The sequence below is a fragment of the Alteromonas sp. ISO5 genome, assembly GCF_058105165.1.
This window is the reverse complement of the sequence record NZ_CM176572.1, coordinates 4,508,798-4,528,363: the sequence shown is the minus strand read 5'-3', so window position 1 is coordinate 4,528,363 and position 19,566 is coordinate 4,508,798. Positions and strand designations below refer to the sequence as shown.

The window sequence follows — 19,566 nt, the reverse complement described above, 5'->3', positions numbered from 1 at the left end:
CTAACAGCAATAAAGCGATGAATTTTGCCGGGGCGGCTTGAATGCCAACGCAGCGTTCCAGTTAGCCGGGTTTGGCTCCGGTTTAATTTTCTTGCGCCCGGCTTTAGTTGGTCCGCCGATAGCAATCACTTTTACTTTTCTGCCTGGAAGCGGGGTTTCCTCAGTTTTATAGCGCTGAGAATTTCGAAGACGCAGTAAAACACCACTGGCATAGCGAGGATTAAACCCCATGGCTTTTGATAGTTCGCCAGCTGTCCACCAACCACCGCGTCTAAGCATTAGCATTGCTGCCTGGTAGTTTTTGTTAACGGCTTCCATTATGCTGCCTCCTGATTTTGTAAGGCATCATATTGCTGAATGCCCCATACGAGAGCGAAGCAACACCAAGTAAACCGAATGGTGTATTCTTCGTTATTACACTCCCAAAAATCATCTAGTCTCAGACCGGCTTCGTTATCGTTGTCAAATTCACGAATAAATGAACATGCGCCATAACCGTCATTCTCAACGCATTCCAATTCATCTTTCAAGAAGGCAAGTTGTTCATTGCTATCGCAGTAATCATTAAGGTTGCTAACGAACCGATCCCAACTGAATTCTTTCACGCCATCCCGGTCACTGGCTTGAACCTTTTCAGACCAATAGCCACGATTAATGCCCCAGTCGGCACTCTCGTCCCGGAAGAAGTTGAACATATCCTCAGTACGGCAAAACATGTAACTTCCCATGTCGCCCGTATATGCCAAATGCCCGGGCCAAGTGATAATGTCAAAATATTGATTACTGGTACCAAGCTGTTTGAAGCGCAAGTGCCGATAAACACCGTCATCGCGCAAAACTGTTAAGTTGTGGTTGGCTACTTCTTTTAAAAACTGTGCCTTGTCTAATACGTAACTCATAAAACCTCCGATTCTTCATCCAACTTCAAGACAGAGCGCATGTACTCGGCAAATTGAGTCAGCAAGCTAACACCCAGCACTACATCAGAATCGAACTTCGCGGCTACCTGGTCTTTTGGAATGTCGGCGTTTTCTTCAATAACCCGATCAGCGAACTTAATACGCTTTAATGAGCCATCGTTATCGAATACTGCGCTAAATGCTTCGTCGTACTCGATAGCGACTTTCTGAACCAGCTTGCCAGCATCAAGGTGTTGCTGGATTTCTTCGCTATCAAGCGCCGTATTTTTGGCCTTAATGGTACTGCCGGTATCGTCGGTTGATTTAAGTTCGGTTTCTTCCATCAACTCAATCATTTCGGGCACATCATCGGTTAACCAACTTGTTAACTCAGACTGCAGAGACTGGCGAACTAACGGCGCTACAGGCAGGCTACCCAATGTTTTGCGCAGCATCGCCAAGAATGCTTCAGCGGCCGAATCACTGGTCGCGTAAACAATCACCAGGTTTCTTTCAGGGATAACCGTTCCACGGGTGTAGGAATGGTCAGTAAATGCCTGTGGCAATAACCGGGTTATGATTTCCTGCTTTAAATCCATCTGTGCTTTTTTGCCCACTGGTGAGCCCGTTTCGGCTTCAATGGCTTCAACCTTTTCGCTTAGCTCACGATTAATTACTCGAGAGGGGAGTAGCCGTTCTTCCATTTTCAGTGCAACAGTGTAAAAGCCATTGGCCACATGGCAGAGTAATTGACCCTGCGGTACCGGGCTGGCCCAGCCCATAGTTGATGTTTCCATGCTGCCACATGGGCGAAATGCCAGCTCAGTTAACTGGCTTTCAATTTCAGCCAGATTAACCTCGCCTGTCAGGTTGTAAAATTTAGCGTTCTTGAAAATCATTATGCTGCCACCTTTTTCCATTCATCCGCATCAAATTCTGGCTTTCTGTATTTCAGGATTAAGCCGTCCTCATCAACATTAAAAATTATGTAATCGCCGTAACCATTATCACCGTGACAAAGGAATTCATTGGGAACGTAATAACCACCCCATTTAAACTCACCGTCATCAGTGGTAACGAAATATTCGCCAGCATCGCAAACTTTAAAGTGAAATTGAGCAACAGTACCTTGCGGCCAATCGATAACCTTTCCTTCGTTCAGATCGATTCGAGGGGTCCAGATATCGCCATCAACAAAGGGCACATGCTCACTTTCTTCACTTTGAACGCCGTTCACAATCGCGTCTTTCCAGTAGCGAACTTGAGCGTCAACGCGCAATTCAAATTTACTCATAAGATTTATTACCTTTTAGTAAGAAAAGTTACAGGGAGCGGCCTAAGCCGCGTCCATTCCATCTATTCGCCAGAAGATTCGCTATTGAAAATCCTGTTAATAATTTCTCCAACATATGTGCTATTTATCTTATCTCCGTTAACATCAGCAAGGGCACAGATAAGGCCATTCATGTATGCTGCATCAACACCTGTCAGTTGATCTGTGAGAATCTTGTGGTCAGACATATCAACTTCGCTTATCTGCCACATAATTTTCAGCAATTCACCAGCTGTAATTCGCCATCCGCGATTTACGAATTTTTGAACTCGGAATATTGAAGCTATTGGGTAAAGAGACCCTGAATAGTAAAGAGATTGGCTTAATATTGACTCTAGCGCTTTTTGTGGCAATTCAAGCTTGCCGCCATCACTTTCATACCAGCATGTAGCGTGAATGAAGTCGAAATTTTTATGTATTTCTTCAGCATCACCAAAAAAACGCGTAATGATCTGAACTTTCCCAGATAGAGTGATAGCGTTACGGCTTATGAATTGTGGCTTGTATTTATCTTTCGGCTGTTCGTCAGTTGCTTCGTCGTCTGCCCACTCTTTAGACTCGTCAATCTCATCAGGGTTTTCACCAGAAACACCTTCACTTTGAACGACTATAATTACTCTGTCTTCAAGTTCGCCTTTGATGTTCTCTGATCTTTCCTCAACAACTGATATGCCTTCATAACAATGCAAATTACAGTAGTGTTGAGCAATAAGGAGCGCAGAATCTTTATCCTTTAGATAAAAATCAAAATCGTTTATTTGTTCACCGCGCAGCATGCTTGTAATGCATCCGCCACTAACGATAATCTTATTTTTAACCTTTTTTGACAATTCATCAGGCAGAGAAGAAAGCCAATCATCAATCTTAGACTTAATGACTTTTTTGATTGTTTTTGCTTTAGCTGGTCTCATTACGCCGCCTCACTGCTATGTTTCTGAATGTAATTATCAGCCCGGCGCTGAAGTTCTTCTGAGAACGGCGTTTCTTCGCTGGCCGTAATTGACGATACAAAGTTAATGATGCCGTTGATTTCCAGCATGCTTAGCTTACGCTTGGCTGTGTCCGGCTTTTTGCTGCCAGGGTGGCCCAGGTATTGCGTTGGCTTCGCTTCCGGTTCGCTTTCAACTTCTGACGCTTCATTGGCGGTTACCTCCTGTTTGGACTGTTTATCAACTTCGGCTTGCGCTTTAGCTGCTGAGGCTTGTTGCTCCAGCATTTCCTGATCGCGCTTAGCTGCCTGCTCTGCCGCCCGGCGTTCCTGTTCAGCTTTACGCTTAGCCGCTTCTTCTGCGCGTAACTTCGCCTCTGCTTCACGTTTTGCCTTGGCTTCTTCCTCAGCATGGATACGTGCGCGTTGTTCTTCCTCACGCTTGGCTTCGCGCTCTTTGTGGTCAGCAATTCTTGATTTAACAAGCGCCTTAAAGTCGTCAGTGGCCTTGAATGCAATTTGCTGCCAGTCGTTAAAGAGGAAGTCATAACCTTGTGCTTTAGTGGAAAGGCACAGCGCGTTACCCATGGCTAATTCAACGTACTCATTGATTTCTATTTTAGCCTGGGCCACTTCGCCAGCTGCTGCATCTTTGAGTGAATCAATGGTGCGCTTGCCTTTCATGGCATTGGCGATATTGACGGACAGAGCAGGCAGGTTAGCGTTGATTTTGTTTTCCGCCTCGCTCTTCGCGGCAATGATTTCCGCGTTTGCTGATGACATAACTTCGGCGCGGATTTCTTCTTTACGCGCTTTAATCTGTTTGCCCTCGGCCAGACGAGCCTGACGGATGTTCTCTGCGATAAAGCGCATATCTTTGACAAAGGCGTCAATGCTATCGATTTCACCCATTACCCGGTCGCAAGCGTCTTTAATATCGCCCTCAGCTTTGCTGAATACCTTTTGCCGGGCTTCGGCATTAGCGAAGTCTTGATCGCTTTCCAGCGGCTTCTGTGATTGTTCTACCAGATCGAGCGCGGCTTGCTTATACGCTTCAAGGTTTGATTCAAGTGCCAGGCCATTCATTTTGTAGTTGATGGTTGGCAAAGAAATGTCTGCTTTTTCAGCTTTAACTTTTTCTGATTTAGCTTCCGGCGTGTGCGCCATTAAATCTTTTGAAAACTGAGCCCAGCCTTTTATTAGTTTTTCACGGCGTTCTGGCACTGACTCATAAAACATATGTTGAAAATTGTTGGCAGTGCCATCACTGGTAACGAATAAAACCTTTTCCGCACCAGATACCAATAATTGATGCTCTAACTGCCAGTAGTAATGCGGCTCTAGAACATTGTTTAGCACGTTTTCAGCAAGCGTTTTGTTCCAGAGTTTGTGCTCGAAAAGAATATCTTCAAACATCGTAATGCCATCGAAAGAGGCGAGATAGGTTATTTCGTCATCAATGGCCACGGCAGGCAATAAAGCCTCACCAATCACCTGGCTGGCAATCGGCCGGGCCATTTCTTCGGCCTCATGGCCGCGCTCGAAAAGCCTAAGGGTGTAGTCGTCAACAATTGACGTCCAACCTTTCTTGTGGTCGAGTAGGTTGGTGCGACTGATGTTTTTGTGGGCGCCCATCATGGCTGGCGCTTCAGATGCTGTGAAATACTTAGCACGAGCTTCCAGCCATTCTTTGGTACCTTGAACTAAATCTAACTTTTTCATGCTGTTTCTCCCTGTCCGAGATTGCGGATCTGTTCTTGTATTTCATCAGGCACAGAAAACTCTGAAGAAATACTCTCGATAATGTCATCAGGCGTTGCTTTGCCGGCCGATATAAACTTGATCCATTTGGGTGAAAGTGAATCAAATTTATCCTGCGTGTATTCTGGTTTCTCTGATGAATCAGAGCGCTGAGGAGCCTCGTTAACAGAGCGCTCTTCTCGCTTCCCTGGCTCATCAAATTCATCGGGCGTATAAACACCCAAAATAACTTCTGGACAGTAAAGGCGAGCCCACCGCTTTGTGCCTACATAGGCAATCTGCTGGCGAGGGTCGCTTTTCCAGTTGGGGGAATTTCGGGTGGTGATTAAGGCGAGATCGACTTTTAACGAACGCGCCTCGCTTTCACTTTTAAACGTTGCTGACACCTCTACGCCCAGAACAGCTTCATTTTCCTTTCTCAATCCACTGGCAATGTAAGCATCCCAATCACCGTAGTATTTGAATTTCAACCGCTCTTTGATTGGAGCGTTGGCGATAACAACAGCATTAACAAGTTGGGCCTCATAACCAAGATTGCCGTTAACGATGTGCGTCTTTTGAGCGACAGCGAAAGGATCCATATTCCAGCGAGCGGATTGCATAACAATAGCCATGCAGTCAGCTGAGTTACCCTGAAGGTGCTTAGGAACCGTGCAATGCCCCTGAGCCATCATTTCAGAGAAAGCAATTATTTGAGACATTGCCTGGCTGTTAAGGATTAATCCTTGAGGTGTAACGTTAGTGGTTACACTGTGTTGGCTTTGGATGATGTCTGAATTACCCATGCTTCACCTCCCGGCGCTCAGAGTCAGTAGCGAGCGATAGGGCAAAGTTTGCTATATCCTGGGGGGAGCAGATTCCGCGCTGAATGACATCTATGATTTGAGCGCGAAGTTCTTTTGTTACCATGTTAGGTAACGTGTTAATAAATTTTTGTTTCATGGTATTATCCTCATTGCTGATTGGCCGCTTTCGTCTGCAAACAATGACGGCCGTTGGTTGAGGCCCCGTAACAGGGGCTTTTTACTTTTCAGGCCTGTCGTACTTTTCACCGCAATAACAGCAATGACTGGCTAAAATGCTAACCGTGTCTTTGCGGCGATTCTTGGTCGGCGTTCCGTCGTTTTTCATCGGTTGAAAGCTGTATTCGATTTTCGGGCTTGTCGGCGCGAACTCGCCCTGGCTTAGCATAAATGCTCTACCTTCCCAGTCCGCTTTCAAGTCTTCAGCATCTTTGGGTAACTGTTGTTTTACATGTTCTTTGACTCGCTCTAGTGTTTCTTCAAAACAATTGCACATCGTCTTTTATCTCCTTTTTTCAGTTTTGAAAGGGGCTTTTCTATTCTTCGTCGTCGCCGTGCATGCCTCTGGCTAACCAAAAGGCGAAAGCAAAGCCAAAAGCCGCGAAGCCTATAAAAATTAGGAATAATTCAAAGTAACTCATGCCACTTCCTTAATATCTGCCAACTCGTAGTTTTGCTGGTAAATAGCTTCGTACATTGCATCAATAGCCATTTCGTTGATTTTGTTTTTGTAATAACGCTGCGCGTCGATAGGGTCGGCCTCTAACTTATCGATCATTGCATCGAGTAAGTCCGTTTCTTCCGTAAAGGCTTCTTTAATGCCATGGCGAGTAAAAATGGCGTCACCGTCAACAGTTGTAATAACTGCCTTGCCGCTTGTTGTGAAGTTCTCATACGCCACCGCTACAACATCAATCAGGCTGGCATCGACGTACCAAGGGCAATGACGTTGCACTAAGCGAAATACCGCCATATCAGGGTTTAGTTGAATAGGGGCCGCAACCGGTGGGTTGCAGTGGCGATCGATTTGAGTTGTTACTGGGAAAGACGTCATCTTTATAACTCCCTTGTTTCGTTACGGGTTAACTAATGTTTCGATATGTGATGATTATTGACCAACATGAAAATAATGTCAACACGAAACGTGACAAAATATTCTCGTAATGTTATATTTGAGGGGAGTTGAATTGATAGGTGTATCTAATAGGGGTAGCATGGAAAGGACTGTATATAAAAACAGTTTTTCTTGTCTATCTACATTAGGGTTCTATCAAATGAAAAAAATAGCTAAGTCAATAATTTGCATTGTGTTGTCAACTTCTGGTTTAATTTTCGTAGGCGAAGCATTAGCCAGTGGAAATGGGGGTGGCAACGAGCCGCCGCCGAAAAAAGAGAAAGGGAGTGAGGCGATAACGTGCTCTTCAGCAATTCCGTTTTATTGTTTTATACAAACTTTAAGCGGTAATGGTGGAGGCAACGAGCCGCCAAAAAAAACGTTAAATGAATGAAGTTCTATTTGAAATAAATAAATGGTCGCTTGTCATTGAGGCGGCGGCCCTTTCAATAATATTTTTATTTAAGTCACTGAGAGAAACAGGAGGCTCGAAACACCATTCATTTGAATGGGTTGTATTACTTATGATTATCACATCTAGTATACATTTGTCTCTAGAGTGGCTCTCCGGGATCCTCACAAAGCTTTATCCGTCCCAATACTATGACTGGCAAGTCTGGTATCTTGGGATGGGGTTTGCTGACTTTGCCTTCGTTTATATATCAGTGTTTATCTGTACAAAGAAAAGGCTAGAGTATTCCTTTTTTAGCATGGCAGTTCTTTTGTCATTCTTAATTATGGGGTTTGTCCAGGTGGGTAGATACATAGATAGGGCAATTTTAAAGACTGATTACTTAGGATGGGTGATAAGCAATTTAATACCTGCTTTTAACGCAATAATAACAATGATGTGTGTTTATTATGCGCTGGCAGTTATAATATCGTTCACTAAAAACCAAGGAGTAACAAATGGCTAACGGACTGGAAATGGTTTTTGTGGTTTTAATATTTGGCACTTTTGGCGCAATCAAACTCAATGGATTAATAAAGCAATGGCGCATAGATTCTGAAATTAACCTAACTGCGAACTCGGAAAGGCTTCTTGATGAATATTACGAAATATATAAAACTCAACCAGATGACCAAATTGAAAGGCTCGTAATGTGGAGGAAGAAAGTAATTATGAATTGCGAGCAAAGATCTAAAAAAGCAAAGGACAAGTCAAGCTATAAAAACGTAACTAAGATTCAAATAAAAAGGTCTTAATTGAATTATGGGCTATTAAAATTGAAGCAAAAATTAATGTAGCCCCTGCTATTTCTATTGCGAGAAGATCTGTATTTACTACAGATCTAATTCCATTCGGGGAGTTTAGAATAAAAGAAAAGCCAAGGTTGCGAATTGAGCCACCGCTGTTTATTCCTACGAAAGGAGGGAATAGCAGTATCAAGAGCATAATCAGTGAGTAAGAATAACAGATGTAATGAATTTTTTGTTTCAACATCATTATTTCGATCTATTTCTTTCTGCAAAGAGCAAGGAAGTCTTCTATCATTTTGGATAGTGTTAACTTTGGTTCAACCTCTATCCTATTCATTTCAGCATAACCAGATATCAAATCACGCAAACTTCGAGTAGCTACGCTAATTGGCAATTCGTTTGACATCGGCTCGCCTGCAGCGTCACTTATAGATTTTCCATAAAGTACATAGAAACTGGCGTACGGCCCTAAAATGGGCTCTAGTGCTTTATCAAGCTGCATGAGTTCTGCAATGCCTGGCGTTCTGTGGCCAGTCATGTAATTAATCAGTCTGCTTCTGCTTTTCCATCCACAACGAAATCCGACAACATCGGGGTCAAGCCCGGTGCTTTTTACCAACTCAGACACTCTTTTTGCTATTAGCATTTTAAGCTCAGGATCTATCCGAGATTTAGTTGCCGCATCACTCATTATGTTCACTTTTCATTTATCAAAATAATATAACCAAAATTAACACAATACGTGTCATCCGGCAAAGTAAAAAAATAAATATTGCTTCTAATCGCTTGACTATTTGTCACGAAACGTGAAAAATGTATTTAAAATACGTGACAGGTGAAAGATAAGGTGAGCCAGTTAAGAGATTTCAGAATAAAGCATAAAATTTCTTCACAGTCATTGGCGAATGCTATTGGGTGGAGCACTGGTAGTCGCATAAGAAATTATGAAATAGGCTTCCGGACACCAAATATAAACGACTGCCGGCAGATTGTCGCTGGATTCAATAAGTTGGGTGTTGACTGTAATTTTGACGATGTATTCCCCGATCCGACGAGAGGGGAGGCAGCCTAATGCCAACCTCTGATCACTTTCTTAAAGCTCTGACCGTTTTTAGCTCCATGCTTTTTATTCGGACTCGCCGGGCTATTTCCTTAGAGTGGAAATGCGCATGCATAAAAAAGTACGCCAATGGGAAAATAGGCGTTAACCATAAAACATATTCGAAATTACCGGCCTCTATGCGCAGCGTTCTTTCATGTACTGCGAAAGCGACTACCGGTACACCTATATTTATATACCAGTACTTCAAGCAGGCCGCAGCGAAATACTTATCTTTCCGAACTAGCCGAAAGTGCATGGGTATTGCGCCCTTAATTAGTCTGTTGGCAAGCTTAGGTTTGATTTTTTTTGCATCAGATGGGCCGGTTTTCATAGCGCTACTAATTTCCTTTTTAGTCATCAGCGTTATCGATATTTTGATTCTGTCAATTCTCATACAGAGAAAAGGCGGTTAATCATGACTATACCAACCGACACCCAATACCGCTATATGGCCTACATCGATATTTACATGCGCCGGTTTGACAACTTTCCTACATGTAGGGAAATGGCTGATTCATTCAGCGTAAACCCGAATGCTGCCTGGGGTAACGTAGTGGCACTGGTGAACAAAGGCTTTTTAAAACAGGTGCCAGGGCGCAAATGCTACCAGCGCACCATCAAATTCAAGCAGTTCATGGCCAGCTGGCCGAAAGGCGAGGCCGCATGAAGCACGTAGTCAGCTTTTCAGGCGGCAGAACATCAGCTTACTTGGTTCACTTGATGGAGCAAAAGCGCATCAGTGAGGGCTGGGATGTTGAGTATGTTTTTATGGATACCGGGGCAGAGCACCCTAAAACTTATGAGTTTATCCGGAGTGTGGTAAAGCATTTTGGTATTCATCTACATTGTTTGCGCGGCAACTTCAATCAACCGGTGGGCGTAAGGCAGGGGCAGACCGTGGAAGTGGTCTCCGTGAATGAAATTGGACTGGACCTAATTAATGGCCCGTTTGCACAAATGATGAAAAAGCACGGTATTCCCACAGTTGCAAGCGCGTGGTGTACAACCCGGATGAAAGAAGAAATCAACACTAAGTATTGTCAACTGATGGGTTGGAATGAGCGGTCAAACTGGATTGGTTACCGCTCTGACGAGCCGGGGCGGTATTTTGGCAAAACGTGCTGGCAGCAACTGCGCAAGCATCGATTGCACAGCGCTGAACTGCACCATTTATTCAACGATGCGTTAAACGGTAGCGATTTAATGCAATGGCGTTTAGTTGGCTCAACTCGGGATTTAATTAAAGCGCGAGTTAATGCGCTTAATTCTGCGGGCTTACGCTATCTGTGCGAGTTGGAGGAAGTCGAGAAACAAGACGTTCTTAACTTTTGGGGAAAACAGACTTTTGATTTAGGTATCGACGAGCATCTGGGCAATTGCGTGTTTTGCATTAAAAAATCTGTAAACAAAGTAGCGCTGGCCATGCGCGATGAACCTGATTTACTTGAACTGTGGTTACAGGTTATTGAGAACGGCAACGGAAGGTTGAACGAGGGTTCAGGGTTTGAAAAAGGCGTAATGTACCGTGGTACAAATTCAATTCAGTCGATCGCTGAACATTTCGAAGGAATGAGCCGCGACGAGATTTTATACACCATTCGCAGCATGCGGGATACCAACGTTTGTGCAAATTCTTGTGAGCCGTTTGGTCAGATAGATTTATTCCAAGAGGTGGCCGCATGAACACGCTACTGGCGCTGTGGGTATGTGCGAACCCGGTAAACCTCGCGGCCGTCAATGATTTCAATGGTCATAACAACAATGCAGTGTCTTGCGCTAACGATTTTAGTGTATTTCAACATCATCAATCCTCCCATTTGTTGTACGAACAGCCTACCAGCTGTCCGGTGCGGGAAAAACTGAACAAGGGGATAGAAAACCATGAGAAGTGCTTTTATTTGGTGGCTGAAAAGAAAGTTTCCAGCCTTGGAGCGCAACAAGGAAAAGATTGCGTTTTTCGCATTTTGGGGCGTGGTATGCGCGCTTACCATTTTTGAGTCGGCGCAGTTGGCTGGTATTGAATAGCGTCTGGTATATGCGTAGCCCAGTTGTACTGAATTATGTGTCCTCATGCCTGTAGTTACCGGACAACTAGATCAGCTGAATATACAAGCCAGAGTTAAATGAGTTCTATTACAGCTGTTAGCCACGACAGTGGCGAAAGAGGGGCGATCACTCGAAAGAGTGCGTTTTGGGTAACTGCTTGGGAAGCACCCGTCACTTAAACGGCAATGCTACGGGTAGCGCGAAGTAGATTCAAGTAGCGTCCGTCAGGCGGTTACACCAAAGCGTTAAGGGTTGCACATTTGCGGCCGCGCTTTACCTATACATTGAAGAAGAGAAGGGTGTAGTAACTCCGCTAAACATGTTCGTCACTGTTAGCGGTAACCCATACGAACTAGGGTCATCAACCGAATTTTGATGCTCCGTTACAAGAAGGTCAGATTTGTACTGGCATGACGTAACGCCGGAAGAGGGTAACCGGCACTATTTAAATCGCGCTCAGCCCGTAAGGGCCGAACGCTAGACAATAAAAAACCCGCTAGGTCGGCAAACCAAATCGCGGGTTTCATATCAATCAGGAGTCATTATGACGCAAACTGCAGAAATATACAAATTCGAGAGGCCGGTTGTGATAGCTGATACAAGCGAAGGCTTTATTATGTTGGCTAACAGCATAAATGCTGAGCTTGGAAAGTTCGGAGTTTACAAGCTCAATGGTCGAGAAAGGGCTCTAATCGATTGCATTATTGAAAAGACCTTTGGCTACAAGAAAAAAATGGACTGGATTAGCGAAAGCCAGTTCGCTGAATTCATGGGGTTGTCTGAAGGTACAAAGGGCAATATCAATAAAATCAAAAATGGCCTCGTTGAGCGAAAAATATTAATCAGAGAAGGGAGAAAAATAGGCATAAATACTACCATTTCTGAGTGGCTCCCTTTTGAAAACCAGTCAAAAACGACTGAAAGTGAAACCAGTCAAAAACGACTTACAAACCAGTCAAAAACGACTAACCACCAGTCAAAAACGACTGAAAAACCAGTCAAAAACGACTCACACAAAATAAAAGAAAAACAAACAAGAGAAAATATTACAAAAGATAAGGCGAAACCTAAAAAACCAAACGTCAAATCTGAAGTGTTAAACCTTGAACTGCCAAGCTTCCTAAGTCATTCACTTTGGACCGAACTGGTAGAGCACCGCATCGAAATTAAAAAGCCGTTCACGCTCAGAGCTGCAAACATGCAACTCAAACAACTGGCTACATGGCACGCAAAAGGTCACGACATCGAAGCCATAATTCAAAACTCTATTTCAAACGGCTACCAAGGGCTATTTGAGCCAAAGACTCCACCGCAGCCCGGAAACTTCCAAACCCGACAGCAGCGAGTTTCTGAAAACAATCAACGTGTATTTACGGACTTTGTAAACGGAGGTAGCCATGATTGATTCTGATAGAACAAGATTCGCAGAAGCGCTTTATGGAACGCTGGAAGTGTACAGCAAAGAGTGCAGCGAAATGCTGGTAAAAATCTGGTGGGCAGCGTTAAAGCCTTACCCAATCGAAGACGTTTGCAAGGGGCTCACTCGGCACATAACGGACCCTGAACGCGGCCAGTACCCACCTAAGCCAGCTGACATAGTTCGATTCTTTGAGGTGTCGGAAAAGCAGGCGCTTGAGAATTTGAAAGGCCAAGCCGAAATGCAATGGCTAAACGTCATGAAAGCGATTAGCGGCTGTGGCACCTGGAGAACACCCAAGTTCAAGGATCCCATAACCGCTGCGACTGTAAATAGTTTAGGGGGGTGGCCACACCTGTGCAGCCTATCCATAAAAGACTTGGAATTCATGCAAAAGCGTTTTGTCAGCACCTATACAGACTTTGAACGCAGACCGATCGATCAACTTCCCAGTCATATCGCCGGGCTTGCGGATATCCAGAAGCACAAGGCAGAGCAGGGCGCAGCATTAAGCGCTATAGAACAGGGCGTAAAATCCCGGCAGAAAGGCACTTCACTGGAAGATAAAAGCAAAAGGGAGTCAGCGTAATGTCAAACGATACCTGGGCAACACCGCCAGAAATATTCCACGCGCTGGATCAAGAATTTTGCTTTGGTTTTGACGTTTGCGCCGAGCATAGCACCGCTAAGTGCCCTGAATACTGGACAATCGAAGATGATGCGTTAAAGCAGGATTGGACAAAGGCCGGTGGCACGTTCGGCAAATGGCTTTGGTGTAATCCTCCATATTCTAACCCTTTCCCATTCATTAAAAAGGCTATTGAGGCCCAATTGGCTGGGCGCGGCACTGTTATGCTGCTTAACCACGACTTGTCGAACGAATGGGGCGCTTACCTATTGCCATACGTTACCGAAATAAGAGTGCTTATAGCTTCAGGCAGTAAGGCTGATAAAACTTACCAAAACGGCCGCATTGGTTTTATTAAAAATGGCGTACCAGCAAAAGATAACCCAAAAGGTCAGGTTATTTTTGTCTTTGATCCTCACCGCATCGGTTATTGCCACACTACCTATATTGCAAAAACCGCTTTGATGGAGAAGGGCGCAATCGAAAGTAAGGAGCATGCAGCGTGAGCAACCCGCAACCAACCAACTGGATCCGCCCACCATACGCAAAGGAAGAAAGCGCCAGCGCTCAAATGCGTAAACGCAAGGAGGCACTAGACGCTGCCGAGGAACGGGCAAACAAACAGCCAGGAAATATCTTTGAGGATTTCGAACAGATGTTTAAGGAGTTGGCGTGAAAGATAAAATCATCATTTCTGCGCTGGTTATCGCCATTGCTTATTGCATTGGTGCCATGCTGGTAATTGCGGAGCTAACTACGGTTAACGGCTTGGCCGTATTAGCGGTGATAGCCACATGCTCGGTAATCGTTGTCAATCAGCTCTACCGGGCAATGGGTGCGCGCCGCCGGAGGTCTGAACGATGAAAGGTCAGTTTCGAGTCATCAACAGCCGTCAGTCACTTGAGGAAGCCATTCAGGAGCTGCGAAACAAGTGGGAGAATGATAAGTGGTTAATGATTCAAACCACAACAGAAAAGCAGCGTAGCCAACTGCAAAATAATTCGCTCCACTTGTGGCTGAGTATGGTTGCTGACGAATTAAACCGACAGGGTTTTGATGTGCGCCAGGTGCTGGAAATGTCGAAGCGACAGGAAATCACCTGGACCGCGGCAGCGGTAAAAGAGCACCTATGGCGCCCAGTTCAGCATGCGTACAACGGTAAGAAATCCACCACGCAGGCGAGCACAGCTGATTATCCGGCAATTTACGACATTTTGAATAAGACGCTGGCTGAAAAAATGGGGGTTTATGTTCCCTGGCCATGCAAGGAAAACATGGGGGCAGCGGCGTAATGAAAAGCAAAAAACTGCGCAACTCAGCGAGAGGGCAAGATTGCCAGGTTCGAATACCAGGTATATGCAACTTTAACAATGAAACAACCGTTTTAGCGCACGTCGGCAGTAACTCAGGTATGGGAATGAAACCGGATGATACTGAGGCAGCATTTTGCTGCAGCGCCTGCCATGATGCGATAGACGGACGATTAAAAACTAATTACAGCCGCCTTGAGTTGAAGTTGATGGCAAAAGAGGGTGCAGAACGCACTAGAGCAATCTGGTTAGAACAGGGGCTAATGAAAATCGCATGATTAAACTTGAGCTACCTTATCCACCAACTGTAAATCACTATTACGGCCAGGGGCCGAGAGGTGGCCGTTATATTAAGCCTGAAGGTAAAGCTTTTAGAGTTGAAGTACTGGCGGCAGCAATGGAGAAGAAAGTCTGTAATTACGTTACTGAAGAAATTGAGGTTGATATAGAAGTGTACCCGCCAGACAAAAGGAAACGTGATCTGGACAATATCAACAAAGCATTGCTGGATGCGCTTGAGTCTGCCGGTGTTTTCAAAGATGACAGTCAAATAGTCAAGTTAACCAGTACAAAATGTGATCTGCTTAAGGGTGGCAAGGTCATTGTTAGAATTTCTAAAAAGAAAGCGGCTTAGCCGTGCGCGAGGTGAAAAATGGCGTGTCCTGAAAAAGAGCTAGCGAAATTGACAACGAAATCAAAACAAATCGACGGCATGCCTGCGGGTGGAGTGCCTGACAATAAAATGGAGGTGGCCGCAATGCTCGCAATGGCCCATCCAAATACAGGTAAAAAACTGGATAGGCATGCTTATTATCTCGCCAAGCTGATTTACGCGGATGATCGTCGCTGCGGTTTTATCGTTAAAGCTGGCGTTATGAGCGTGATGATTCGTGCAGGTCTTAATGTAGAGATTGAAGCGGTATCCAAGCTTATCAATTGCGCCATTAAAGAAATTCAGCAACCCGCTATGCGTATGAATCGAGCGACCGGGGAGCAGGAAGTAAAGCCGGTCAGTAAAAGTGAAATATGTCGCCGCTTGAAAATAAATGGCAATAAGCTACCACCTAAAATCGACCAGACTTACAGCGCCATATTGCAAAAACTTTTTGAATGGAACAGCGAGGCACTAAGTCATTTGCGAGCCGCAATGAGTGATAGTGATGAGGATGCAGCCTGAAAAATAGTTTAAATTAATTTTATTATTTGTATTGACAAATAATAATTGTAGGTGTATCTTTAAACCATACCAAGACGGTATACCGGCTCAGCGGAACTGAGACTAAGAGGAAAAGAAAATGCTTACAGAATTTCAAAAAGAAAACCACGACTTTTGTTCAGAAGTTGAATTTCTTATTAATGATGCATTAGAGAAAGAAGGCGGCGAATGGGATTGCCAGTGCCACATCGAATCGAACAACACAATAGTATTTAAATTTCAAAATCGCTATTTAGCATGGAAAAATGGCGTAGTTGTCACAGGTTACACCGGTGGAGGCAACATTGTTAATGTTGGTTATGATTCTGATGATTTTTTAACTATGTCAGAAATGGCCGCCGCATCTTTTGTAATGACCATGCTGGGAATTAACCCTGACTCAGAAACATCAGAGCAGGTTAACCGAGAGTTTTTAGCTAAAAAGTGAGGGTTTCTAAAGATTGGCTCGGGGGTTCTCCCCGGGTCACCATTTCCCGCGATGGTGATCAAGCGGTGTTAAAGTTGCTCGGCGTATACAAAAAAACGGGTACAAAACGCCTAAATAACTCAAATCAATGTGAAACCATATCAAGAAAAATAGTTAAACTGCCGATCGAGGATACGCAATTAATATTAAAAACAGCATTAAATATGGCAAGGACAGAAAAGGGATGCTGGGTTTGGGATTCGTGCGATATTGGCGTTGCTCAGCTTCACAACACATTAATGGCCCAGACTGATGAATTTAATGACGAAATTGGGTTTTGAAATGACTAAACAACATCACAACTCAGGCAAGCGCCACGCTGCCAAGCCTGCGTCAGAGAAAGCCACAGCGCAGATACAAATGCGCTGTCACCCTGATGATAAGTCGCTAATTGTCGCCAACTTAAAACATGGTGAAACCATTGCCAGTTTTATGCTCGGCCTGGCTGTTGAAGAGGCTCAAAAAAGAGCAAAACAAAGTGGTTGACTATTTGCCGAGGTTTGCATAAGATTTCACCATACTCGCAGAAGTACACCAAAAGCCCCAAGGTTAATCCCTCGGGGCTTTTTTTATGCCTGAAGGAAAGTAATGTTTCAACTCAGTGAAAGAAGTAAACGCCATTTAGACGGCGTTAACCCTAAACTGGTTGAAGTGGTTAAACTCGCCATCGAATTAACTAAAGTAGATTTTGGTATTCCCGTTACTGGCGGTTACCGGACTCCGGACCAGCAAAAAGCACTGTTCGACGCTGGCAAATCTCAGAGAGACGGATATCAAAACAAATCACACCACCAAACGGGTAACGCGGTCGACGTATTTGCCTATGTAGACGGTAAAGCCAGTTATGATATGGGAGATTTAGCCCAGGTTGCCGCGGCAATGCTTGAGGCCGGTCACCGGTTAGGTATCAGTATTCGCTGGGGTGGCCTGTGGAAATCATTTGTTGATGCGCCACATTTCGAGATAGCAGAATGAACTGGGATAGCGTAGGTGGCTGGTTAAAAGAGAACGGCGGTAAATCTGCGGCCCTGGTGGGCTCACTACTTACCGGCAACGTTCCCGGCGCTGTAGCAGCTGGTATGTCGATGGTCGCAACTGCCACCGGTACCGACGACCCACAACAGGCGCTTGATACTTTACAGATGGACCCGGCCACTCACGCCGAATTGCAGCGCATAGCGATGGAAGAAGAAAAATCCATCCGGCACCACATCGCTGAAATGAAGCGCTTAGAGTTGGAAGATAATCAAAAAGCGCACAGCGAAACCCAGCAAACAATCCGTAACGGCGACAGCCAGGAGAGTAAAATACGTTGGGTGCGGCCAATACAAGCCACAGTCTCACTAATAGCGGGTATTGCATACGTATTTTATGCCGACGTGCCCAGTGAATTCGTCGTGATGACCCTGTTTGGATTACCAGGCGCGTATTTTGGACTCCGGGAAGTTGGCAAAGGGCTCTCAACTTGGAAGCAAAAGTTAAACTAATTGATAATTTTGTATGTATGAATATACAGCATTATGTATTCACTGCATCTCCTGTTGACAATCATCATGCACACTTTTAACGAACAACCAAAAGACGAAAAATCAATGATCGATAAAGCCAGCGCAACAACATACATTAGCGGGGCACTGACGGCTTTGTGGGGATTCGTCACCTCTCAAGAGTTCGGGATATTTTTCGGTATATTTATCGGTAGCGCTACCTATCTACTGACGTGGTGGTACAAACAGAAAGACTTGGCGTTCAAGGCGGCTGACGAGCGCCGCAAGCAAGAACTGCACGAGGCAACAATGCAGGCAATGGCAAATAACGCCCCGGGTAACATGAAGTAATAGTCATGATCGTCATCTTCGGCCGTAATAATCATTGGATTTCACGGTTGGTAAGATGGCGCACCGCCGCCGCTTGGTCACACGTTGGAATGATAGACGGTGACCACGTTCTTGAGGCCATGGGCCCAATCGGCGTTAAGTTCACCCCAATAGCAGAATTCGAAGCGCGTTACACTCACACCGAGCGCCGTTGTCTCCTTGGCAATATCGAAAAAGCAAAATCAAAGCTTGGCGCCCCATTCGATAAGCGCGGGCTCTGGGGAATTTTCTTTAGGCGTAAAAACTCACATGATGAGCACGGATGGTTCTGCAGTGAGCTAGTTGCATACGCTTCCGATGCCGTGAATGACAAATACGCACACTACATCACACCAATCATAATTTACTGGTTAAGTACAAGGCTCCCAAAATGAAAACCGAATTAACAGACAGTAAACCATTTGGCGGGCAACGCGACCTTGGCTTTCGCTTTGAGGCCAACAGCACAGGAACGGCAACGCTCGAATTTCAAAAGTCAGATGACAGCTGGGTGCCGGAAAGTGGTATCGACATGGTAACAAAAGACCAGCTGTTCAGACTTGACCTGTTTACCGACCAAAAATACCGCTGGGTAATTACTGGCCCGGGTAAAATGTTTAGAGAACCAAAGTAACCACTATGAGCCTGACTGAAATCAAAGCACAACCCAATCAAGAGCTAATTAGCATGCTCGAATCGCTGGTGGAAAAAGCAAAGTCAGGCGAAATGCAATCTGCTGCCGTCTGTATCGTGAATGATGATTGCAGTGTTGGTAATTGTTTTGTGGGTTCATTTCATCCCATTGCCCTAGTTGGCGAATTACGAGTTTTAGAGAGGGATATTATTGATATCTGCGTAGATACTCGCCGTAAGCCGTTATGGGAGTGTTGCGAGTAATGGCAAAGTTAACCTCAAAACAAGAAGAAGCCTGTCAGCAATTTCTTAATACTGGTAACAAATCGGAAGCATTCAGACTCGCCTATAACTGCGAAAAAATGAAGCCTGAAACCGTCAACGTCAAAGCGGTTCAATTCTTCAATCAGGATAAGATTAGGATAAGGGTTCAGGAATTGCAGTCTGAGCGCAACGAGCGTAACAAAATCAACGCTGATTACGTACTGAAACGCCTGGTTGAAATCGATGAAATGGACGTTTGCGACATATTTGAAGACGACCTGACCTCGCTCAAGCCTTTAAATCAGTGGCCGAAGGCCTGGCGAACCACTATCAGTGGTCTTGATATTCAAACGGTGATGGCTGGTGATATTGAAATGGTGTTACGTAAAATCAAATGGCCCGACAAGGTGAAGAACCTTGAGTTACTGGGCAAGCATATCGATATTCAGGCATTCAAAGAGAAACGTGAATTTGAAGGCGAGTTCACAGTAAATAATCTGATTGCTGAAATATCAGCAGAAAGCGGCGATAAGCGATCAGTTTTGCCTAAACATGCAAAATAAATGAATAGCTACCCAATAAAATAAAAA

General features: G+C 44.8%; 34 protein-coding genes. 24 read left to right on the top strand and 10 right to left on the bottom strand.

Annotated features, from left to right (window positions below):
* The 9 genes from AC2T0J_RS20450 to AC2T0J_RS20410 all read right to left on the bottom strand — a co-directional run bounded on the left by AC2T0J_RS20450 (position 1) and on the right by AC2T0J_RS20410 (position 6,778).
* Positions 1-318, bottom strand: a complete 318-nt coding sequence (locus tag AC2T0J_RS20450; protein WP_489807585.1) for a hypothetical protein — start codon at positions 316-318, stop codon at positions 1-3.
* Positions 318-899 (bottom strand): hypothetical protein, encoded by a 582-nt coding sequence (locus AC2T0J_RS20445; RefSeq protein WP_489807584.1) that lies wholly within the window; start codon positions 897-899, stop codon positions 318-320. Before AC2T0J_RS20445 ends, AC2T0J_RS20450 begins: the two co-directional genes overlap by 1 nt.
* The gene (locus AC2T0J_RS20440; protein WP_489807583.1) at positions 896-1,798 is read right to left on the bottom strand and encodes a recombination-associated protein RdgC; all 903 of its coding nucleotides are present in this window, start codon (positions 1,796-1,798) and stop codon (positions 896-898) included. Before AC2T0J_RS20440 ends, AC2T0J_RS20445 begins: the two co-directional genes overlap by 4 nt.
* Complete coding sequence (locus tag AC2T0J_RS20435; RefSeq protein ID WP_489807582.1) at positions 1,798-2,193, bottom strand: hypothetical protein; 396 nt, start codon at positions 2,191-2,193, stop codon at positions 1,798-1,800. Before AC2T0J_RS20435 ends, AC2T0J_RS20440 begins: the two co-directional genes overlap by 1 nt.
* A 62-nt stretch (positions 2,194-2,255) precedes the next feature.
* Positions 2,256-3,143, bottom strand: a complete 888-nt coding sequence (locus AC2T0J_RS20430; RefSeq protein ID WP_489807581.1) for a Gabija anti-defense Gad2 family protein — start codon at positions 3,141-3,143, stop codon at positions 2,256-2,258.
* On the bottom strand, positions 3,143-4,882 hold the full coding sequence (locus AC2T0J_RS20425; RefSeq protein WP_489807580.1) for a YqaJ viral recombinase family protein: 1,740 nt from the start codon (positions 4,880-4,882) through the stop codon (positions 3,143-3,145). The genes AC2T0J_RS20430 and AC2T0J_RS20425 overlap by 1 nt, the downstream gene beginning before the upstream one ends.
* Complete coding sequence (locus tag AC2T0J_RS20420) at positions 4,879-5,706, bottom strand: RecT family recombinase (protein ID WP_489807579.1); 828 nt, start codon at positions 5,704-5,706, stop codon at positions 4,879-4,881. Before AC2T0J_RS20420 ends, AC2T0J_RS20425 begins: the two co-directional genes overlap by 4 nt.
* Before the next feature lie 238 nt (positions 5,707-5,944).
* Entirely contained in the window at positions 5,945-6,220 is a 276-nt protein-coding gene (locus AC2T0J_RS20415) for a hypothetical protein (RefSeq protein WP_489807578.1), read from the bottom strand.
* 141 nt (positions 6,221-6,361) lie between these two features.
* A complete protein-coding gene (locus AC2T0J_RS20410; protein ID WP_489807577.1) occupies positions 6,362-6,778 on the bottom strand; it encodes a hypothetical protein in 417 nt (138 codons plus the stop codon).
* A 220-nt stretch (positions 6,779-6,998) separates the two neighbouring features.
* Between AC2T0J_RS20410 and AC2T0J_RS20405 the strand changes: the two genes are divergently transcribed.
* Together AC2T0J_RS20405 and AC2T0J_RS20400 are read left to right on the top strand one after the other, a co-directional pair.
* Entirely contained in the window at positions 6,999-7,232 is a 234-nt protein-coding gene (locus AC2T0J_RS20405) for a hypothetical protein (RefSeq protein ID WP_489807576.1), read from the top strand.
* 515 nt (positions 7,233-7,747) lie between these two features.
* On the top strand, positions 7,748-8,044 hold the full coding sequence (locus AC2T0J_RS20400; RefSeq protein WP_489807575.1) for a hypothetical protein: 297 nt from the start codon (positions 7,748-7,750) through the stop codon (positions 8,042-8,044).
* Between the two features lie 250 nt (positions 8,045-8,294).
* Here the strand turns inward: AC2T0J_RS20400 and AC2T0J_RS20395 are convergent, their stop codons facing one another.
* Positions 8,295-8,729 carry a hypothetical protein gene (locus tag AC2T0J_RS20395; RefSeq protein ID WP_489807574.1) on the bottom strand — a complete coding sequence of 145 codons (435 nt, stop codon included), beginning with the start codon at positions 8,727-8,729 and terminating at the stop codon, positions 8,295-8,297.
* 826 nt (positions 8,730-9,555) lie between these two features.
* On the opposite strand from AC2T0J_RS20395, the gene AC2T0J_RS20390 reads away from it, so the two are divergent.
* The 22 genes from AC2T0J_RS20390 (at position 9,556) to AC2T0J_RS20285 (ending at position 19,539) form a co-directional block, all read left to right on the top strand.
* Complete coding sequence (locus tag AC2T0J_RS20390) at positions 9,556-9,807, top strand: LexA family protein (RefSeq protein WP_489807573.1); 252 nt, start codon at positions 9,556-9,558, stop codon at positions 9,805-9,807.
* Entirely contained in the window at positions 9,804-10,823 is a 1,020-nt protein-coding gene (locus AC2T0J_RS20385; RefSeq protein ID WP_489807572.1) for a phosphoadenosine phosphosulfate reductase domain-containing protein, read from the top strand. Before AC2T0J_RS20390 ends, AC2T0J_RS20385 begins: the two co-directional genes overlap by 4 nt.
* Positions 10,820-11,137: a hypothetical protein gene (locus AC2T0J_RS20380; RefSeq protein ID WP_489807571.1), complete on the top strand. Its 318-nt coding sequence runs from the start codon at positions 10,820-10,822 to the stop codon at positions 11,135-11,137. Before AC2T0J_RS20385 ends, AC2T0J_RS20380 begins: the two co-directional genes overlap by 4 nt.
* 593 nt (positions 11,138-11,730) lie before the next feature.
* Entirely contained in the window at positions 11,731-12,591 is an 861-nt protein-coding gene (locus tag AC2T0J_RS20375; protein ID WP_489807570.1) for a replication protein, read from the top strand.
* Positions 12,584-13,192, top strand: a complete 609-nt coding sequence (locus AC2T0J_RS20370; protein ID WP_489807569.1) for a DUF6475 domain-containing protein — start codon at positions 12,584-12,586, stop codon at positions 13,190-13,192. The genes AC2T0J_RS20375 and AC2T0J_RS20370 overlap by 8 nt, the downstream gene beginning before the upstream one ends.
* On the top strand, positions 13,192-13,737 hold the full coding sequence (locus AC2T0J_RS20365) for a DNA N-6-adenine-methyltransferase (protein WP_489807568.1): 546 nt from the start codon (positions 13,192-13,194) through the stop codon (positions 13,735-13,737). The genes AC2T0J_RS20370 and AC2T0J_RS20365 overlap by 1 nt, the downstream gene beginning before the upstream one ends.
* Positions 13,734-13,907, top strand: coding sequence for a hypothetical protein (locus AC2T0J_RS20360; RefSeq protein ID WP_489807567.1), 174 nt, complete (start codon positions 13,734-13,736; stop codon positions 13,905-13,907). Before AC2T0J_RS20365 ends, AC2T0J_RS20360 begins: the two co-directional genes overlap by 4 nt.
* Positions 13,904-14,095, top strand: a complete 192-nt coding sequence (locus AC2T0J_RS20355; RefSeq protein WP_489807566.1) for a hypothetical protein — start codon at positions 13,904-13,906, stop codon at positions 14,093-14,095. Before AC2T0J_RS20360 ends, AC2T0J_RS20355 begins: the two co-directional genes overlap by 4 nt.
* Positions 14,092-14,523: a hypothetical protein gene (locus tag AC2T0J_RS20350; RefSeq protein WP_489807565.1), complete on the top strand. Its 432-nt coding sequence runs from the start codon at positions 14,092-14,094 to the stop codon at positions 14,521-14,523. The genes AC2T0J_RS20355 and AC2T0J_RS20350 overlap by 4 nt, the downstream gene beginning before the upstream one ends.
* Positions 14,523-14,819 carry a DUF1364 domain-containing protein gene (locus tag AC2T0J_RS20345; protein WP_489807564.1) on the top strand — a complete coding sequence of 99 codons (297 nt, stop codon included), beginning with the start codon at positions 14,523-14,525 and terminating at the stop codon, positions 14,817-14,819. Before AC2T0J_RS20350 ends, AC2T0J_RS20345 begins: the two co-directional genes overlap by 1 nt.
* Positions 14,816-15,175 (top strand): RusA family crossover junction endodeoxyribonuclease, encoded by a 360-nt coding sequence (locus tag AC2T0J_RS20340; RefSeq protein WP_489807563.1) that lies wholly within the window; start codon positions 14,816-14,818, stop codon positions 15,173-15,175. The genes AC2T0J_RS20345 and AC2T0J_RS20340 overlap by 4 nt, the downstream gene beginning before the upstream one ends.
* A gap of 18 nt (positions 15,176-15,193) precedes the next feature.
* The gene (locus AC2T0J_RS20335) at positions 15,194-15,718 is read left to right on the top strand and encodes a hypothetical protein (protein WP_489807562.1); all 525 of its coding nucleotides are present in this window, start codon (positions 15,194-15,196) and stop codon (positions 15,716-15,718) included.
* Positions 15,719-15,836: 118 nt separating this feature from the next.
* Positions 15,837-16,184 carry a hypothetical protein gene (locus tag AC2T0J_RS20330; protein ID WP_489807561.1) on the top strand — a complete coding sequence of 116 codons (348 nt, stop codon included), beginning with the start codon at positions 15,837-15,839 and terminating at the stop codon, positions 16,182-16,184.
* Between the two features lie 65 nt (positions 16,185-16,249).
* Entirely contained in the window at positions 16,250-16,504 is a 255-nt protein-coding gene (locus AC2T0J_RS20325) for a hypothetical protein (RefSeq protein WP_489807560.1), read from the top strand.
* 1 nt (position 16,505) lies between these two features.
* Complete coding sequence (locus tag AC2T0J_RS20320; RefSeq protein WP_489807559.1) at positions 16,506-16,709, top strand: type II toxin-antitoxin system TacA family antitoxin; 204 nt, start codon at positions 16,506-16,508, stop codon at positions 16,707-16,709.
* A 102-nt stretch (positions 16,710-16,811) separates the two neighbouring features.
* Entirely contained in the window at positions 16,812-17,198 is a 387-nt protein-coding gene (locus tag AC2T0J_RS20315; protein WP_489807558.1) for a M15 family metallopeptidase, read from the top strand.
* Positions 17,195-17,710 carry a hypothetical protein gene (locus AC2T0J_RS20310; RefSeq protein WP_489807557.1) on the top strand — a complete coding sequence of 172 codons (516 nt, stop codon included), beginning with the start codon at positions 17,195-17,197 and terminating at the stop codon, positions 17,708-17,710. Before AC2T0J_RS20315 ends, AC2T0J_RS20310 begins: the two co-directional genes overlap by 4 nt.
* 33 nt (positions 17,711-17,743) lie before the next feature.
* Positions 17,744-18,061 carry an HP1 family phage holin gene (locus tag AC2T0J_RS20305; protein WP_489807556.1) on the top strand — a complete coding sequence of 106 codons (318 nt, stop codon included), beginning with the start codon at positions 17,744-17,746 and terminating at the stop codon, positions 18,059-18,061.
* A gap of 5 nt (positions 18,062-18,066) precedes the next feature.
* Positions 18,067-18,474 carry a C40 family peptidase gene (locus AC2T0J_RS20300; protein WP_489807555.1) on the top strand — a complete coding sequence of 136 codons (408 nt, stop codon included), beginning with the start codon at positions 18,067-18,069 and terminating at the stop codon, positions 18,472-18,474.
* Positions 18,471-18,713 carry a hypothetical protein gene (locus tag AC2T0J_RS20295; RefSeq protein WP_489807554.1) on the top strand — a complete coding sequence of 81 codons (243 nt, stop codon included), beginning with the start codon at positions 18,471-18,473 and terminating at the stop codon, positions 18,711-18,713. The genes AC2T0J_RS20300 and AC2T0J_RS20295 overlap by 4 nt, the downstream gene beginning before the upstream one ends.
* A gap of 5 nt (positions 18,714-18,718) precedes the next feature.
* Positions 18,719-18,976, top strand: coding sequence for a hypothetical protein (locus AC2T0J_RS20290; RefSeq protein WP_489807553.1), 258 nt, complete (start codon positions 18,719-18,721; stop codon positions 18,974-18,976).
* Positions 18,976-19,539: a terminase small subunit gene (locus AC2T0J_RS20285; RefSeq protein ID WP_489807552.1), complete on the top strand. Its 564-nt coding sequence runs from the start codon at positions 18,976-18,978 to the stop codon at positions 19,537-19,539. Before AC2T0J_RS20290 ends, AC2T0J_RS20285 begins: the two co-directional genes overlap by 1 nt.
* Positions 19,540-19,566: the final 27 nt, after the last annotated feature.

Excerpts from the sequence above, each read along its gene's own strand:
- AC2T0J_RS20345 (WP_489807564.1), top strand. The coding sequence starts at position 14,523 with ATGAAAAGCAAAAAACTGCGCAACTCAGCGAGAGGGCAAGATTGCCAG.
- AC2T0J_RS20410 (WP_489807577.1), bottom strand. The coding sequence starts at position 6,778 with ATGACGTCTTTCCCAGTAACAACTCAAATCGATCGCCACTGCAACCCA.
- AC2T0J_RS20400 (WP_489807575.1), top strand. The coding sequence starts at position 7,748 with ATGGCTAACGGACTGGAAATGGTTTTTGTGGTTTTAATATTTGGCACT.
- AC2T0J_RS20440 (WP_489807583.1), bottom strand. The coding sequence starts at position 1,798 with ATGATTTTCAAGAACGCTAAATTTTACAACCTGACAGGCGAGGTTAAT.
- AC2T0J_RS20445 (WP_489807584.1), bottom strand. The coding sequence starts at position 899 with ATGAGTTACGTATTAGACAAGGCACAGTTTTTAAAAGAAGTAGCCAAC.
- AC2T0J_RS20330 (WP_489807561.1), top strand. The coding sequence starts at position 15,837 with ATGCTTACAGAATTTCAAAAAGAAAACCACGACTTTTGTTCAGAAGTT.
- AC2T0J_RS20340 (WP_489807563.1), top strand. The coding sequence starts at position 14,816 with ATGATTAAACTTGAGCTACCTTATCCACCAACTGTAAATCACTATTAC.
- AC2T0J_RS20350 (WP_489807565.1), top strand. The coding sequence starts at position 14,092 with ATGAAAGGTCAGTTTCGAGTCATCAACAGCCGTCAGTCACTTGAGGAA.
- AC2T0J_RS20415 (WP_489807578.1), bottom strand. The coding sequence starts at position 6,220 with ATGTGCAATTGTTTTGAAGAAACACTAGAGCGAGTCAAAGAACATGTA.
- AC2T0J_RS20320 (WP_489807559.1), top strand. The coding sequence starts at position 16,506 with ATGACTAAACAACATCACAACTCAGGCAAGCGCCACGCTGCCAAGCCT.
- AC2T0J_RS20285 (WP_489807552.1), top strand. The coding sequence starts at position 18,976 with ATGGCAAAGTTAACCTCAAAACAAGAAGAAGCCTGTCAGCAATTTCTT.
- AC2T0J_RS20385 (WP_489807572.1), top strand. The coding sequence starts at position 9,804 with ATGAAGCACGTAGTCAGCTTTTCAGGCGGCAGAACATCAGCTTACTTG.
- AC2T0J_RS20430 (WP_489807581.1), bottom strand. The coding sequence starts at position 3,143 with ATGAGACCAGCTAAAGCAAAAACAATCAAAAAAGTCATTAAGTCTAAG.
- AC2T0J_RS20405 (WP_489807576.1), top strand. The coding sequence starts at position 6,999 with ATGAAAAAAATAGCTAAGTCAATAATTTGCATTGTGTTGTCAACTTCT.
- AC2T0J_RS20295 (WP_489807554.1), top strand. The coding sequence starts at position 18,471 with ATGAAAACCGAATTAACAGACAGTAAACCATTTGGCGGGCAACGCGAC.
- AC2T0J_RS20380 (WP_489807571.1), top strand. The coding sequence starts at position 10,820 with ATGAACACGCTACTGGCGCTGTGGGTATGTGCGAACCCGGTAAACCTC.
- AC2T0J_RS20450 (WP_489807585.1), bottom strand. The coding sequence starts at position 318 with ATGGAAGCCGTTAACAAAAACTACCAGGCAGCAATGCTAATGCTTAGA.
- AC2T0J_RS20370 (WP_489807569.1), top strand. The coding sequence starts at position 12,584 with ATGATTGATTCTGATAGAACAAGATTCGCAGAAGCGCTTTATGGAACG.
- AC2T0J_RS20310 (WP_489807557.1), top strand. The coding sequence starts at position 17,195 with ATGAACTGGGATAGCGTAGGTGGCTGGTTAAAAGAGAACGGCGGTAAA.
- AC2T0J_RS20390 (WP_489807573.1), top strand. The coding sequence starts at position 9,556 with ATGACTATACCAACCGACACCCAATACCGCTATATGGCCTACATCGAT.
- AC2T0J_RS20420 (WP_489807579.1), bottom strand. The coding sequence starts at position 5,706 with ATGGGTAATTCAGACATCATCCAAAGCCAACACAGTGTAACCACTAAC.
- AC2T0J_RS20335 (WP_489807562.1), top strand. The coding sequence starts at position 15,194 with ATGGCGTGTCCTGAAAAAGAGCTAGCGAAATTGACAACGAAATCAAAA.
- AC2T0J_RS20305 (WP_489807556.1), top strand. The coding sequence starts at position 17,744 with ATGTATTCACTGCATCTCCTGTTGACAATCATCATGCACACTTTTAAC.
- AC2T0J_RS20290 (WP_489807553.1), top strand. The coding sequence starts at position 18,719 with ATGAGCCTGACTGAAATCAAAGCACAACCCAATCAAGAGCTAATTAGC.
- AC2T0J_RS20315 (WP_489807558.1), top strand. The coding sequence starts at position 16,812 with ATGTTTCAACTCAGTGAAAGAAGTAAACGCCATTTAGACGGCGTTAAC.
- AC2T0J_RS20375 (WP_489807570.1), top strand. The coding sequence starts at position 11,731 with ATGACGCAAACTGCAGAAATATACAAATTCGAGAGGCCGGTTGTGATA.
- AC2T0J_RS20435 (WP_489807582.1), bottom strand. The coding sequence starts at position 2,193 with ATGAGTAAATTTGAATTGCGCGTTGACGCTCAAGTTCGCTACTGGAAA.
- AC2T0J_RS20365 (WP_489807568.1), top strand. The coding sequence starts at position 13,192 with ATGTCAAACGATACCTGGGCAACACCGCCAGAAATATTCCACGCGCTG.
- AC2T0J_RS20425 (WP_489807580.1), bottom strand. The coding sequence starts at position 4,882 with ATGAAAAAGTTAGATTTAGTTCAAGGTACCAAAGAATGGCTGGAAGCT.
- AC2T0J_RS20395 (WP_489807574.1), bottom strand. The coding sequence starts at position 8,729 with ATGAGTGATGCGGCAACTAAATCTCGGATAGATCCTGAGCTTAAAATG.
- AC2T0J_RS20300 (WP_489807555.1), top strand. The coding sequence starts at position 18,067 with ATGATCGTCATCTTCGGCCGTAATAATCATTGGATTTCACGGTTGGTA.